At 45.9% G+C, this 14917-nt stretch carries 10 protein-coding genes; 6 read left to right on the forward strand and 4 right to left on the reverse strand.

Going from position 1 to position 14917, the window contains the following annotated elements:
- Window positions 1-738 precede the first annotated feature (738 nt).
- Together KTG12_RS08255 and KTG12_RS08260 are read left to right on the forward strand one after the other, a co-directional pair.
- Window positions 739-2103, forward strand: a complete 1365-nt coding sequence (locus KTG12_RS08255; protein ID WP_155143557.1) for a sigma-54 dependent transcriptional regulator — start codon at window positions 739-741, stop codon at window positions 2101-2103.
- Complete coding sequence (locus KTG12_RS08260; RefSeq protein WP_155143559.1) at window positions 2100-3101, forward strand: PAS domain-containing sensor histidine kinase; 1002 nt, start codon at window positions 2100-2102, stop codon at window positions 3099-3101. The genes KTG12_RS08255 and KTG12_RS08260 overlap by 4 nt, the downstream gene beginning before the upstream one ends.
- On the opposite strand, the gene KTG12_RS08265 is transcribed toward KTG12_RS08260, so the two are convergent.
- Both KTG12_RS08265 and KTG12_RS08270 read right to left on the reverse strand, forming a co-directional pair.
- Window positions 3067-5451, reverse strand: a complete 2385-nt coding sequence (locus KTG12_RS08265; RefSeq protein ID WP_155143561.1) for an ATP-binding protein — start codon at window positions 5449-5451, stop codon at window positions 3067-3069. The genes KTG12_RS08260 and KTG12_RS08265 overlap by 35 nt on opposite strands.
- A 99-nt stretch (window positions 5452-5550) precedes the next feature.
- Window positions 5551-7941, reverse strand: a complete 2391-nt coding sequence (locus tag KTG12_RS08270) for a TonB-dependent receptor (RefSeq protein ID WP_155143563.1) — start codon at window positions 7939-7941, stop codon at window positions 5551-5553.
- 80 nt (window positions 7942-8021) lie between these two features.
- Between KTG12_RS08270 and mnmD the strand changes: the two genes are divergently transcribed.
- Window positions 8022-8702, forward strand: coding sequence for a tRNA (5-methylaminomethyl-2-thiouridine)(34)-methyltransferase MnmD (gene mnmD / locus KTG12_RS08275; RefSeq protein ID WP_005637651.1), 681 nt, complete (start codon window positions 8022-8024; stop codon window positions 8700-8702).
- On the opposite strand, the gene trxA is transcribed toward mnmD, so the two are convergent.
- Both trxA and dnaE read right to left on the reverse strand, forming a co-directional pair.
- The gene (trxA, locus tag KTG12_RS08280) at window positions 8697-9011 is read right to left on the reverse strand and encodes a thioredoxin (protein WP_005637649.1); all 315 of its coding nucleotides are present in this window, start codon (window positions 9009-9011) and stop codon (window positions 8697-8699) included. The two genes, mnmD and trxA, sit on opposite strands and share 6 nt — an antisense overlap.
- A 68-nt stretch (window positions 9012-9079) precedes the next feature.
- Complete coding sequence (gene dnaE / locus KTG12_RS08285; protein ID WP_046452207.1) at window positions 9080-12880, reverse strand: DNA polymerase III subunit alpha; 3801 nt, start codon at window positions 12878-12880, stop codon at window positions 9080-9082.
- 127 nt (window positions 12881-13007) lie between these two features.
- On the opposite strand from dnaE, the gene KTG12_RS08290 reads away from it, so the two are divergent.
- From KTG12_RS08290 to rpsI, 3 genes are all read left to right on the forward strand, one after another.
- The gene (locus KTG12_RS08290; RefSeq protein WP_005637646.1) at window positions 13008-13637 is read left to right on the forward strand and encodes a porin family protein; all 630 of its coding nucleotides are present in this window, start codon (window positions 13008-13010) and stop codon (window positions 13635-13637) included.
- Window positions 13638-13968: 331 nt separating this feature from the next.
- Window positions 13969-14424 carry a 50S ribosomal protein L13 gene (rplM, locus tag KTG12_RS08295; RefSeq protein ID WP_005637644.1) on the forward strand — a complete coding sequence of 152 codons (456 nt, stop codon included), beginning with the start codon at window positions 13969-13971 and terminating at the stop codon, window positions 14422-14424.
- A 5-nt stretch (window positions 14425-14429) separates the two neighbouring features.
- Window positions 14430-14816, forward strand: coding sequence for a 30S ribosomal protein S9 (rpsI, locus tag KTG12_RS08300; RefSeq protein WP_005637642.1), 387 nt, complete (start codon window positions 14430-14432; stop codon window positions 14814-14816).
- The last annotated feature ends 101 nt before the right edge of the window (window positions 14817-14917 follow it).

Genomic DNA, 14917 nt, shown 5'->3' on the forward strand with positions numbered 1-14917 from the left:
ATGAAGCAAATAATATGCCATTTTTGTAAAAGGTTGGTACTTATGTAAATAGTGATGTGAAGTGATATGGATAGGGTGCTAATCCGCACAATTTACGTGCGGATTAGCACGGTATATTCAGGCTGAAATTGTATTAAGAAACGATAGACATCTCTTTATGGTTTTGCGGGATTCTCTATCACTCTATCACGCTTTGCTTTGTAAGTATTGATAAGCATGATGTACAAGGAGTGATACATGCCGGATTCATGTATCACTCCTGTGTCACACTTGTATCAATTGAAACGGGGAACCGGTATTGTTCTGAAAGTAGCGGGAAGCGTATCTATATGTATTTGTGAGCAAGTTATTTCGTCGACATAAGGTCCTTTTTTGCAGAAAACAAGGAGGAAAAGAGTGGAAAGCAAGCAGAAATGTTCGGAAACATGCCCATCTTCCGGCATTCTACACCCGGATGTTGACGCTCCCTACACCCGGATGTTGACGCCTCGAACATCCGGGTGTAGAGAATCATTACATACTGACATGTTGTAATGAAGATGCTTATTATGCAAGAAAAGGCTATATGTATTCCAAACATTCTTAATATGTTACTATTAGCTTGCTTGTAAGTGTATGAAAAAACGTGTTATTTCGCACAAATTATGTGCAGTATCGCACATACATTCCGTATATATAATACATATCTTTGTCACGTCAAGGATGATTTTTTACACGAGATAGAATAATACCAGGAATATGAAGAACGGGAAAATATTGATTATAGATGATAACGAAGATGTCCTCTTTGCGTTGAATCTGTTGCTTGAACCTTATGTGGAACAGATAAAAGTGACGACGCAGCCGGAACGGATCGAGCATTTTATGTCGACATTCGTGCCCGATGTTATTTTATTGGATATGAATTTCCGGCGGGATGCGATCAGCGGACAGGAGGGGTTCTTTTGGCTCGAAAAGATAAAGGCCGCCGACCCCGATGCCGTGGTTCTTTTTATTACGGCCTATGCAGATACGGAAAAGGCCGTACGTGCCATAAAGGCGGGGGCTACCGACTTTATTCCGAAACCCTGGGAAAAAGAAAAACTGCTTGCTACTCTCTCGGCAGCCTTGAAACTGCGTGAAAGCCGTACGGAAATCAATACATTGAAACAGCGGGTCGAGGCATTAGGAAGCCCTGATGATACCGGCTTTGAGATTATCGGTGAGAGCGATGTCATGCAGGAATTGTTTGCCACGATTGCCAAACTGAAGGATACGGATGCCAATATTCTGATTTTAGGCGAAAACGGGACTGGAAAGGATCTGATTGCACGCGCTCTTTTTCATCATTCGCCCCGTTGCAACCAGGTTTTTATCAGTATCGATCTAGGGAGTATCCCGGAACAATTATTTGAAAGCGAACTGTTCGGATATGAAAAAGGAGCTTTCACGGATGCACGGCGCGATAAGCCCGGACGTATGGAAGTGGCTTCCGGCGGGACCCTGTTTCTGGATGAAATCGGTAATTTGAGCTTGCCGATGCAGGCGAAGTTATTGACAGCTATCGAGAAAAGGCAGATTCTCCGTCTGGGTGCTACCCGTTCCGTGCCGATCGATGTCCGGCTGATCTCTGCCACGAATATGGACATCCATGCGATGGTACAGGAAGGAACTTTCCGGCAGGATTTGTTGTACCGGATCAATACGATCGAGTTGCATATCCCTCCACTCCGCGAACGGGGAAATGATATCTTGCTGTTGGCCGATTATTTTCTGGACTGTTATGCCCGCAAGTATAAGAAAAAGATAGGAGGGCTTACCAGAGATGCGAAAACGAAATTGCAAAGCTATGCATGGCCGGGCAATGTCCGCGAACTGCAACATGCGATCGAGCGTGCCGTGATTCTTTCGGATGGTCCCATGCTGAGACCTGAAAACTTTATGCTGCATCCTGCACCAGCCCAAAAGAAAGGGGAGCCGGAAGAATTGAACCTGGGCGTTCTCGAAAAAGAAGCGATTGAACGAGCCCTCCGTCGGGCGGACGGGAATATCACGCGTGCTGCCGAGCTGCTGGGAATCACCCGTTTTGCCTTGTACCGGAAATTGGATAAGTTGGGCCTATGAAACGATATCTCCTTTTTCTGAAGATCGGGTTGCTGGTCGGGCTATCTCTTTTAATTGCCTTTCTGCTTTTGAAGGAATTGTATTTTACGGCTGTCATGTGTTTTATAATCTTGCTGGGAACTGCTTTTTCCCTTTATCAGGATCAGCGGAAAATGCTTCAGAAGATGGAGCATCTGATTGCCAACATCCACTATGGAGATATGAATCTGTCTTTTCCTATCCCTTCGACAGACGGGCCCGAAGCCAACCTGACGCGTGCCATGAATGAAGCGCTATCTGCTTTTCGGACCCGTCTGTACAATGTGGTGGTGGCGGAGGCGGAGACAGAAGCCTGGCAAAAGCTGATCCGTGTCTTGACGCATGAGATCATGAATTCTATCGCCCCTATCATTTCCTTGTCGGAAACGGTGACGGAACGTGCGAGTTCCAACGGGTTGAACGAGCGGGATTACAGCATTATGTTGCAAGCCATGCAAACGATACACCGTCGGAGCAAAGGGTTATTGGATTTTGTTGAAAATTATCGGAAACTGACTCGTATTCCGATTCCGATGCAGCAGTTGTTTCCGGTTTCCTCTCTTTTTGACGATTTAAGGGGGCTGTATCCTGCCGGTGCTATTTCGTTCTCTTTCTCTGTCCGGCCGATAGACTTGCGTATTTATGCGGATCGTGCCATGATTGAACAGGTGTTGATAAACCTGTTGAAAAATGCAGTCGAGGCATGCCAGGAACGTCCTTATCCCGAAGTCCGGGTGAATGCGTTCAGGCGTGAAGGTGTTCCGGTGATTACGGTCTCCGACAACGGATACGGCATTGTGCCGGAAGCGATGGATAAGGTATTTGTTCCGTTTTTTACAACTAAACAGGGCGGTTCGGGAATCGGTCTGAGTGTTTGCCGGCAGATCATGAACCGGCATGGCGGTAGTATTTCCGTTATTTCAGAAGAAGAGAAAGGAACTACTTTCACTTTGCAATTTCCCCAGACGCGTGTGTTGTAAGGGAGAGATATTGGACAATGATTTTTTTCAATTCCGCCGGTTTGATCGGCTTGGCCGCGTATCCGTTGAAGCCGTTTTGCTTTACTCGTTGCTCATCCTCTGAAAAAGCAAAAGCGGTTACGGCAATAATAGGAATGTCGGAGTCTTCTTTTCTGATTTCGACAGTTGCCTCATATCCGTCCATGTCCGGCATCTTGAGATCCATCAGGATAAGGTCGGGACGGTGTTCGCGATAAAGCCGGACGGCTTCGTTACCATCGTGGGCATGCAATAGGTCGTATTCTTTCAGGACCGCACGGATCAGTATGTAGTTGCTTTCGTTGTCTTCTGCGATCAGCAGCGTCGCTTTTTTCGGATTCGTGTTGTCGATTATAGCATCTTCGTTTACCGCCGTTTTTATCGACTGAACGTTAATGCCATGAATGACGGTATCCGGCAAAGTGAACCAGAAAGTCGAACCTTTTCCCAATTGGGATTCCACACCGATCTCACCGCCCATTTTTTTGACGATCATCTGGCAGATGGCAAGTCCCAGGCCTGTCCCTTGTGCAAAGCTGTTCAGCTTTACGAAACGGTTGAACACAAGATCTTTCTTCTCCGGTTCTATGCCACATCCCGTATCTCTGACGTAGAATAACAGTTTATCGTCTTTATGCCGGTAGCCGAACCGGATGCTTCCTTCTTTCGTAAACTTGATCGCGTTGTTGATGAAGTTCGTTATGACTTGTGCCAATCGGTTCTTGTCCGACATGATGATGCAATAAGGCATTTTTTCGACAAAAGAAATCTGTACCCCTTCGGGTGCTTTTAGGCGGGACGATTGCTCGATATCGGATAATAGGGCGTTGATGTCTATCTCAGAGTCGATAAATTCCAATGTGCCGGCCTCGATTTTGGCTACGTCCAGGATATCGTTGATTAGTTGCAGGAGCAATTCATTGTTGCTGCTGATGATATTGATATATTCATTCCGTTCCTCTTCGTCCTCCGCCATGGTCAGCAGGTTGGAGAAACCGACAATTGCATTCAGCGGCGTACGGATCTCGTGGCTCATATTGGCCAGGAAAGCCGATTTCAAACGGTCGGATTCTTCTGCCTTGTCTTTGGCTTTTCTCAGTTCTATTTCGTCTTCTTTCTGTTTGTCGATCAGGATCAGTAATTTATTTTTCAGCTTGCTGGTGCGCAGGTAAAAGTAAAGCACCATGATCAGGAACAGTAACAACACGATTGCGACCAACAATAGGATTTCAAATTTATATTGGACGAATAATCCTACCTCGGTATTAATAAATACGGAATGAGGAGGCAGTTCTTTTGTCGAGATGTGCCGTTCTTTCAGTTTCTTGGCATCGAATGTATATAGGTTCGGAATTGTTTCCGTGTCCAATTTTTCAGGATGTTCCTTTAAAAGGTAGAGAGCCTGACGGGCCAGATCTTTTCCTATGGAGCGGTATTGGGGTATACAGCCTCCGATTGCCCAATGCCCCAGTCCGATGGAAGTCAGTGAAAATGCCGGTACTTTGGGATTTGCCAACATCATGGTGTAAGTTGCGTTGCCGACATAGTATCCGTCATTGACGTCTACACGCCAGGTCCCCAGAAGAATGATGCTTTGCGGGGGTAACTGCTTGATCTCCTCGATGATGTTATAGATGTCGTTCTTACGCCCGTCCAGAGGGATGAAGTCTATCCCCTTTATTTTGCCGATTTCCTTTTTTACCAGGGCTTGGAGAGAAATACCGCCATAGCTGTTGTCTGTGATAAGGGCAAAATGTTTGGTGCTCGGATACAATTTCCGGACCAGTTCTATATTGGCTTTGATATCATAGTTGTAGACGAATCCAGCCAGGTTTCTTCTCTTGTTTTTCAGGTCTTCTACATTTACACTTTCGGGAGTCCATTCCGCTACGTTTATATTACTGTCAGGTAATAAGACGGCATTTTGGCTGACCATGCCGCAAAGTATCGGAATATCTCGGATTATGCTGTCATCTTGAGAAAGGTAGGAGGCCCATCCTTCTTGTCCGAGTATAACGATCAGGTTAGGGCTGTTTTCTCCCTGATATTTGTTCAGCAGTTTACGCATTCTTTCCTTCCAGAGGGGAGCTTCGGGCAGGCTTTTGCAGTTCATGTTCTCGATTACGACAGGCGAGTTTCCCCCCTGTTTCTTATACTCTTCCATGAATTCGGAAATATTTTGCGTCGTATTGCGTGTGTCGGGATTGTAAGAACTGATGATCAGGATAGGGTTATTTTCATCAGCATGGACCCGGCATGTGAAGAGTAGGCATATGACAGTGAAAAAAAATAGCCATCTGTACATTACTTTGTAGTCTGATGATTTGCCCATTAAGTAAATTTTATTCTAAACTCCCAAATAGATTCCTTTTGAATCCCGCATGCAAAAATAGAAATTATTTGGTATAAGCTTGCATAAATCAACACTTTTCTAAAATTCGATCATGAGTCCTATGCTGGGTAATAGGGTCCCGGTACGTCGTTCTACAGGTTTTAGTTCATATCGTTGTTGGTCGAGAGGTGCGTCCGGATTTAGGATTTTACCTGTTTTGATATACACATCCTGTTCTTTATATTTGGAATTCAGAATATTCTGAATGTCAATATAGGCCCCCAACATGAACTTTTTCAGATAGAAGGTCTTGTCTATCCGGATATCCAGTTGGGTGAAAGGTTTTAACCGTTCGCTGTTGAAGCGGCTGTAATCGTAATAGAGACTGCCGCTGGCGTCCCAAGCTTCGACCAGGCTACTTTTTTCAACATCGTAAGGGGTATAGGGCGCACCGCCCACAACTCTTAGTTTGGCTCCGATATCCCAGTTTTTAGGCAGTGCGTAGGTCCCGCTGAATGTAAAGAGATGGCGGTTGTCCCAAGCTGACGGAATGTATTTTCCGCTCCCGCGTCCATCCTTGAATTCGCTCCGGACATAGGTGTAGGAAGCGATAAAAGTCAGCCCTTTATAATTATACCACCGGCCGGTAAGTTCGAGGCCGTATGCTCTTCCGGTGGCAGTCGAGTTGACTGCTTCGTTTCCTAAAACCCCGTAGTCCGTACCTTTGGAGGCGAGTGGAATGCTATCGACTAATGACATCGGGTATTGGTCGTATTTCTTGTAAAAACCTTCTGCCGAGAATTTCAGATACGAGGAAGGGCGATATTCCAGTCCGAGTCCTGCCTGGTCGCTTCGGATATAAGTCAGGTGGTTGGCTTTATTCAGGTAATTACCTTGATTGTCTTTGAATCCTAGAACCGTGTAAGGTGGCAATTCGTAATATCTGCCGATGCTTCCGTTCAGATAGACCGCTCCAAACAAACGGTAGGAAAGGGAGAGACGGGGCGAGAGTTGATCCAGGAGGTTGTTCATCTCCGGCGAATAGTCGTTGGCATCCGCCCGTACTCCTAAAGAAGCGGTGAAACGCTCGTTGTCGCTTTCGTATATGGCTGTGGCATAAAGCCCCCATTTCAAAAGTCCTAGATCTGTGTGATAGTTGATCACTCTGGGGATCGTGGTGAACTGTTTCTGGTATGTACGATTGGTGTAGGTCGCATATTCGAGGTTTCCGCCGACATTCAGCCGGAAGAAAGGAAAACGGAATATATTTTCACTGTGCAGTTTATTTTCGATTTCGTCCGAACGGTAATTGAGAGTCAGGTTCTCTTCCGAACTTTCGTCATTATCCCTGTATTTGATATTCTTATTGTTTAACTGGCTCCGGCTGACAATTAGCGAATAGATGTTTTTGCCAGAGTAATGTTTGTAAACAGCTCCTAATGTGTATGTCTTTTGCTTGACCACCGGCAGGTAGGCTAAGATATACTGGTTCTTTTCACTCATGTCTTCCATACCGGTGTTGAGTTTCATGTCGTCTATGGCTCCCAACCCCAGAATAGCCAGTTCGTTTTTCCGGTCGAATGTATGTTTCACTTTGAATTGTGCGTCTGTGAAGGTCGGCAGGAAAGGCAGTCCGATCATGTCGAACAGGAACTGAAGGTATGAACGGCGAATAGACACTTGGTAGGTCGTCTTCTTCCCAGCCGGTCCGTTGGCAGAGAATCCGATATCCGAAGCTCCTATCACTCCCCGTAGGGAGAATTTTTCTTTGTTTCCGTCTTGCAACTTGAAATCAAGAACCGAGCTAAGAGCGTTTCCACGCGCGGCAGGATAGGCTGCAGAGTAGAAATCGACTTCGCGTATGAAATCTGGGTTAATGATCCCGACAGGACCTCCGGATGCTCCCTGTGTGGAGAAGTGGTTGATGTTCGGTATTTCTACGCCATCGAGAAAGAAACGGTTCTCAGACGGGCCTCCTCCTCTGACCATCAGGTCGTTTCGGAAAGCAGCCGTAGATGCCACACCAGGAAAAGATTGCACGACCCTGGATATGTCCCGGTTTCCTCCGGCACTTTTCTCGATCTCTTTGAATCCGATCACGCGCAGTCCGAGCGGACTTTCTGCCGTCTTGCGGAAAGGAGAGGCGACAATGCTCACTTCTTGCAGGCTTTCACTACTTTCTTCCAGTTCGATCGGAAAAAACATGTCCTTGTTGGAAATTCTGAATTCAGCCGTAACTGTTGGTTTATAACCGATAAAGGAGGCTTGCAGGCGATAGCTTCCGGGAGAGACTCCGGTGATCTCGAATTGGCCGATCGAATCAGTGACAGTCCCTTCTATCGTGTTCCAGATGACCACATTGGCGAAGCTAACCGGTTCGCCGTTGGCGGCATCTTTTACAATCCCTTTTATTGAATATGTTTGTTGGGCCTGCATTATTTGTAAACCCGTAAACATCAAGAGTAAAAGAAAGATAAATTTTTTGGTCATCTTTGATTCTTGTTATGGTTACAAAGGTATATAAAAACCGGGATTAAAAACTTACCTTTGCAGGCATATTATAGAAATACATGCAGAACGCAACGAATCATATCAAACGGGAATTGCAACTGACGGCGGATGGGAGCCATACGCTTTTTATCCCCGAAATGGACGAACACTACCATTCTGTGAACGGCGCCGTGCAGGAGTCGCGCCATGTCTTTATTGAAGCTGGGTTACACCATCTGGAACGGAAAGAAATCGTCGTTCTGGAAATAGGTTTCGGTACTGGGCTCAATGCCTTCTTGACTTTGTTGGATGCCGAGGTACATCAACGGAAAATACATTACTATTCGGTTGAACTTTATCCGCTTGATATGGACGTGATCGAGAGCCTGAATTACGGCGAAATGATCTGTGCCGGACGGAAAGATGTTTTCCAAGCCTTGCATCAGGCGGAATGGAATGTTGCGGTCCAGGTTACGGATTTCTTTGGACTGCATAAAATACAAGGAGACAGTAATACGTGTGCTTTGCCGGATCGGATCGACCTGGTCTATTTTGATGCGTTCGCTCCCGATAAGCAGCCGGAGATGTGGAATCAGGAAATCTTCAACCGACTGTATGCCCGCATGACCGGAGGCGGTGTTTTGACAACCTATTGTGCGAAAGGTGTCGTCAGACGTATGATGAAAGAAGCCGGATATTCTGTCGAAAGAATACCCGGCCCCCCAGGAAAACGCGAAATGCTTCGCGCTATTAAATTATAAAAGAGCTTCTATTTTAGATACGAATGTAGTTTTAGGAGCAGCACCTACCTGTTTATCTACTACCTTGCCGTCTTTGAAGAAAAGAACGGTCGGAATATTACGGATGCCAAATTGTGCAACCACGTCGTTGTTGTTGTCTACATCCATTTTGCCGATAGTAACACGGCCTTCATATTCGGTAGCCAGTTCATCGATGATCGGACCAACCATGCGGCAAGGACCACACCATTCAGCCCAGAAGTCAAGGACCATAGGCTTACCAGAGTTTACCAACTCTTCAAAATTTGCATCTGTAATTTGTAGTGCCATATCTTTAATTATGAATTATATATTCGAATTTTGTGCAAAAGTACAAATTCTTTTATACCATACAAATACTACCCGTTAATTTTAAAATCCATATTCTCGTTCGTTTGCAAGAATTCGACTAGGTTGCGTGTGACATTAAGCCGTATGTTTTGTGAGAAAAAATTCTGTATGACATTATGTTCGCCGTCAACCACCTTGAAATATAACAGGCTCTGACCCGGATTGTTTTTAATCAAGGTCGACAGTTCGTTTATGGTCGGTTCGTCCAAATCGTGGATCGGGACCGTGATACTGATCTTTTCGATCAGGCGGTCTTTCTCTTCCTGCAGCAATTGGATGGCTCCGATAGATAAGCTAAGGCGACCTGAATTGTAGCGGTCTTCCACACGCGCCTTGATCAGCAGGTACATGCCGCGCTTGCCGAATTTGCTGTAATCGACGTAATCTTTACCGAACAATGCTATTTCGCCGCTACCGGTAAAATCTTCTATCTTGATAATGCCGTAAGGATTCCCTTTTTTGGTCATCCCTTCGCGAAAGTCCGTAACGATACCGCCGAACAGCAAGTCTTTGCCTACCAGGTTTTCCTTGTCGTTTATTTCCGCCATGCCGGTATTACATACATATGTCAGTATAATACGGTATTCATCCAACGGATGGGCGGAAAGATAGATACCGACCAGTTCTTTTTCTTTATTTAGGCGTTCGAGGTCGCTCCAACGTTCACATTTGGGAATCTCTGGTTTGGCGATGGCGATAAAAGCATCTCCTCCGAACAGGGAATTGGTAGCCGTGCTCTTGTCTGTCTGGAACTTATTGCCATAGCGAACCAGTGTTTCAAGGAATATTTCTCCTTTTCCGGTTTCGGCAAAGAACTGTTCCCGCTGGATGCCGAAATTGTCAAAAGCACCGGCTAATGCCAGCGATTCGATGTTTTTCTTGTTGCAGGCAGTCAGGTTGACACGTTCCACAAAATCAAAGATATCTTTGTACGGACCGTTTTTCCTCCGTTCTTCAATGATATTCTGCACGGCGGCTTCGCCGACACCCTTCACAGCACCCAGACCGAAGCGGATGTTCTTATTCTTGTCCACACTGAACTTCAGGATCGACTCGTTCACGTCCGGTCCGAGCACCTGAATGCCCATCGCCTTACATTCGTCCATGAATTTCGTGATATCCACAATATTCGATAAACTTCGGCTCAAGACGGCAGCCATATACTCGGACGGGTAGTTCGCTTTCAAAAAAGCTGTCTGATAGGCTACCCATGAGTAGCAGGTGGCATGGCTCTTGTTGAAGGCGTATGAGGCGAATTTTTCCCAGTCGGACCATATCTTCTGCAAAGTTTCTTCCTTGTAACCATTCGTCTTTCCACCCGCCATGAATTTGGATTTCAGGTGGTTCATCTTTTCGATCAGCTTCTTACCCATTGCCTTACGGAGGGCGTCACTCTCGCCACGGGTGAAGTTCGCTAACAGACGTGACAGAAGCATGACCTGCTCTTGGTAGACGGTGATGCCATATGTGTCTTTCAGATACCGCTCCATGACGGGAATATCGTACTTGATTTCTTCTTTTCCCTGTTTACGGGCGATAAAGGAAGGAATATAATCCATAGGTCCCGGACGATACAGGGCGTTCATCGCGATCAAGTCTTCGAATTTAGACGGTTGCAGTTCTTTCAGGTACTTCTGCATACCAGCGGATTCAAACTGGAAGGTACCTGTGGTTTTCCCGTCGCAATACAGTTTGTAAGTTGCCGGATCTTCCAGACTGATATGGTCGATATCCAGGTCATGGCCGGTCGTCAGCCGGATGTTTTCAATTGCTTCCTTGATGATGGACAGTGTTTTCAGTCCTAAGAAGTCCATCTTGATCAAACCGGTCTCTTCGATCACCGAACCTTCATATTGGGTGACGAGCATCTCTTCACCGGTATCTTTGTCCTTGGCCGTACTGACAGGTACGACATCCGATATATCGTAACGTCCGATAATGACGCCGCAGGCATGTACACCTGTGTTGCGCACGTTACCTTCCAGCATTTGGGCATATTTCAAGGTGTCGCGTGCCAGCGGGTCGTTTCCGGTAGCCGCTTCTTTCAGCTCCGGCACATAATTGATCGCATCCTTCAGCTTGAACTTCTTCATATCCGGAATCTTGTCCGGAACGAGTTTGGCGAGGCGGTTCGATTCGGCAAGCGGAAGCTTCTGTACACGTGCGACATCCTTGATGGCCGATTTGGTCGCCATCGTACCATACGTGATGATATGCGCCACACGTTCGGCCCCGTATTTTTCCGTTACCCAACGGAGTACTTCCCCGCGGCCGTCATCGTCGAAGTCGGTATCGATATCGGGGAGGGAAATACGGTCCGGATTCAGGAAACGTTCGAACAGCAAGTCATATTTGATCGGGTCGATGCGGGTGATCCCCAGACAGTAGGCAACAGCCGAACCAGCTGCCGATCCACGGCCGGGACCGACCGAAACGCCCAGTTCTTCGCGGGCGGCCCGGATGAAGTCTTGCACGATCAAGAAGTAACCGGGGAACCCCATCGTCTTCATGATGTGCAACTCGAAGTTCAGCCGCTCCTTGACTTCGTCGTTCAGATCATCTCCGTAGCAAATCTTTGCCCCGTCGTATGTGATCTTTTTCAGGTAGTCGGCTTCCAGTTTGATGCGGTATAGTTTTTCGTAACCGCCTAATTTTTTTATTTTGTCGTGTGCGGCCTCTTCACTCAGGACAACGTTTCCGTTTTCATCGCGGGTGAATTCGTCGAATAAGTCCTGTTCGGTGAATTTCTGGCGATATTCTTCTTCCGTCCCGAAATCTTCCGGGATGGCGAAGGTCGGCATGATAGGACCGTGGTCGATGGAGTAGAATTCCACCTTGTCGGCTATTTCCAGTGTGTTGCTGAGGGCTTCAGGAATATCAGAAAAGATGGTATTCATCTCTGCTGTCGTCTTCATCCATTCCTGTTTGGTGTAGCGCATACGGTTCGGGTCATCCAAATCTTTACCCGTACTAAGGCAGATTAGGCGGTCGTGAGCTTCCGCATCTTCCGCATTGACGAAATGAACGTCGTTGGTCGCGATAACCTTGATATTGTGTTTACGTGCCAGTTCCAGAATCGCCTTGTTTGCCGTAACTTGGTGGGGGTATACATCTTGTGCGGCGTTCGGGTCATGTGTCTCGTGCCGCTGTATTTCCAGATAGTAATCTTCTCCGAACAGGTTCTTGAACCAAAGAACCGATTCTTCGGCCTTGTCCATCCGTCCGTTCAGGATATGCTGCGGAATTTCCCCACCGATACAGGCAGAGCAAATGATCAGGTCTTCATGATATTTTTCCAACAACTCCTTGTCGATGCGCGGACGTCCGTAAAATCCTTCCGTCCAGGATAAGGAAACCATCTTGATCAAATTTTTGTAACCGTTCAGGTTTTTAGCCAGCACGATCAAGTGCCATCCGCTTCGGTCGTTCTGTGAAGCAAGCTTGCTATGCCGTCCGTTACGGGCACAATAGCACTCGCAACCGAAGATCGGTTTGAATATTTTTTTCTTCTCTTCTTCGATCTTTGCAGGTATTTCTTCAAGGCGGGCTTGCTCTTCGGCGGTCAGTTCCGTTTTACTTTTCAGCTCTTTCAGCTCTTTTTCATAGTCCTTGATGGCTCCTAACGGCTTGCCGTTTTTTTTGGATACCTTGTTGAAGAACTCTTTTATTCCGAACATCACACCATGGTCAGTGACGGCAATCGCCGGCATACCATCCTTTTGCGCTTTGTCAATCAAAGCGTCGATCGATGCTTGTCCGTCCAGCAGTGAATACTGGGTATGTACGTGCAGATGTATAAACGGTTCCATATGGGTTCTTAATCTTTTTTATTTCGGCCTATAAAGATACGGGTTATTTTATAATTTTATTCTATCGGCTGCAATAATCCGGTTGAAAAACTCTATCTTTGCTTTTAATAACTCAGAGATTAGCAATATGAGAAAAATTATATTTATCGCCTTTTGGGCAATGTTGATGATTATGCCGGCTGTCGGTCAAGTTACTTTCGGCGTGCGTGCGGGTGGTGCTTATTCTTCTCTGGTGCAAAAAGTTGAAGGGACATACAATGCAGGTGCCCGTTTCGGTTTCAGCTTGGCCGGACTTGCCGATATACATTTATATAAGGGCTTGTCTTTGCGTCCCGAACTGGCGTTTGTGAACCAAGGTGGTTCTTTCTACTCTAATCCGCAGGTGGAAGGGGCAAAGAATTCTTTCAATAAATGCAGTTACTATTCTATCCAGGTTCCGGTGAACTTGGCTTATACCTTTATTATAAATGATGTGCAGTTGGGCGTTTATGCCGGTCCGGCTCTCGACTTCTCTCTTTTTGGAAAGATGAAAACTGAAAACCAGAACGTCGATATCCATTTCGGCCAGACCAAGGAGGCTGATCTCAAAACATTTGATCTGGGTGTCAATGTCGGCTTGCGTGTGGATTACAGTCGCTACTTCTTTTCCGTCAGCGCCCTTTGCGGCACACTGGATCGTCGCGCTATAGAACGCGAAGGCGAATCTTCCCTCTATCAGAACAACGTGACGTTGTCGTTGGGGTATATGTTCCGGTAAATATTTATTACTTCGGCATACCGAAAACGAGATGATCCTTCTTTGTCATTTAGACGGAGAAAGGATATATTTCTTGATGTAAAATATTAGATGCTTTTTATGTCCGGTCTATAGCATCTTTTTCCTGAATTTGACCTACTTGTGTAAATTCTTTCTACGAAAAGTTTTGTGTTTTGCAGAAAAACCGTACCTTTGCAAGCCGAATATTATCAAAATTGTACTAAGAGTTTAATTTTTAGCACGTTGTTATGTCAAGTGTCCGTGGTGACAGCGCATGCGAGGATTGGATTCTTGTTTTTTAGAGTTATTAATTTATTAATTTTTTAAGCAAGTGGATACTTTAAGTTTTAAGACCATTTCTGCAAACAAAGCAACTGTAAACAAAGAGTGGGTCATTGTTGACGCCGAAGGACAGACTTTGGGACGCCTTTGCGCAAAGGTAGCGAAGCTTTTGCGTGGTAAGTACAAACCCAATTTTACTCCGCACGTTGATTGTGGTGATAACGTAATTATCATCAATGCAGACAAAATCGTTCTGACAGGTAATAAGTGGAACGATCGTATTTATTTGAGATATACCGGATATCCCGGTGGACAGATCGCTTATACGCCGGCTGACTTACAGGCTAAAGGTGACGACCGTCTGTTCCGTAAAGTAGTAAAAGGTATGCTTCCGAAGAATCGTCTGGGTGCTAAACTGTTGAACAATCTGTATGTATATGCAGGAACAGAGCACAAACACGAAGCTCAGCAGCCTAAATTAATCGATATAAACTCATATAAATAATCACAATGGAAGTAGTAAATGCAATAGGAAGACGTAAGGCAGCAGTTGCTCGCGTATTCGTAAGCGAAGGTACAGGAAAGATTACTATCAACAAACGTGATCTGGCTAATTACTTTCCTTCTACAATCCTTCAGTTCATTGTTAAGCAGCCGCTCGCAAAGCTGAACGTTGCAGAACAATATGATATCAAGATCAACCTCGATGGAGGTGGCTTCAAAGGACAGTCTGAGGCAGCTCGCTTGGCTATCGCTCGCGCACTGGTTAAGATCAATCCGGAAGACAAATCCGCTCTTCGTGCAGAAGGTTTCGTTACTCGTGACCCGCGTGCTGTTGAACGTAAGAAACCGGGACGTCCTAAAGCTCGTAAGAGATTCCAGTTCAGTAAACGTTAATCTTATTTGTGAGTCCCTTACAAGTATAGCAAAGCGTTTAGTATCTAAATTATCAGGATTCTTTTTATATGCTGACATACAGGAGGACTACCTGATGATTG

It is taken from the genome of Parabacteroides sp. MSK.9.14, from assembly GCF_019041495.1.
GTDB lineage: Bacteria > Bacteroidota > Bacteroidia > Bacteroidales > Tannerellaceae > Parabacteroides > Parabacteroides merdae.

Bases quoted from the DNA above. Each gene is read 5' to 3' on its own strand.
- KTG12_RS08290 (WP_005637646.1), top strand. From the start codon at position 13,008: ATGAGAAAAATTATATTTATCGCCTTTTGGGCAATGTTGATGATTATG.
- dnaE (WP_046452207.1), bottom strand. From the start codon at position 12,880: ATGGAACCGTTTATACATCTGCACGTACATACCCAGTATTCACTGCTG.
- KTG12_RS08265 (WP_155143561.1), bottom strand. From the start codon at position 5,451: ATGGGCAAATCATCAGACTACAAAGTAATGTACAGATGGCTATTTTTT.
- trxA (WP_005637649.1), bottom strand. From the start codon at position 9,011: ATGGCACTACAAATTACAGATGCAAATTTTGAAGAGTTGGTAAACTCT.
- KTG12_RS08260 (WP_155143559.1), top strand. From the start codon at position 2,100: ATGAAACGATATCTCCTTTTTCTGAAGATCGGGTTGCTGGTCGGGCTA.
- KTG12_RS08255 (WP_155143557.1), top strand. From the start codon at position 739: ATGAAGAACGGGAAAATATTGATTATAGATGATAACGAAGATGTCCTC.
- KTG12_RS08270 (WP_155143563.1), bottom strand. From the start codon at position 7,941: ATGACCAAAAAATTTATCTTTCTTTTACTCTTGATGTTTACGGGTTTA.
- rpsI (WP_005637642.1), top strand. From the start codon at position 14,430: ATGGAAGTAGTAAATGCAATAGGAAGACGTAAGGCAGCAGTTGCTCGC.
- mnmD (WP_005637651.1), top strand. From the start codon at position 8,022: ATGCAGAACGCAACGAATCATATCAAACGGGAATTGCAACTGACGGCG.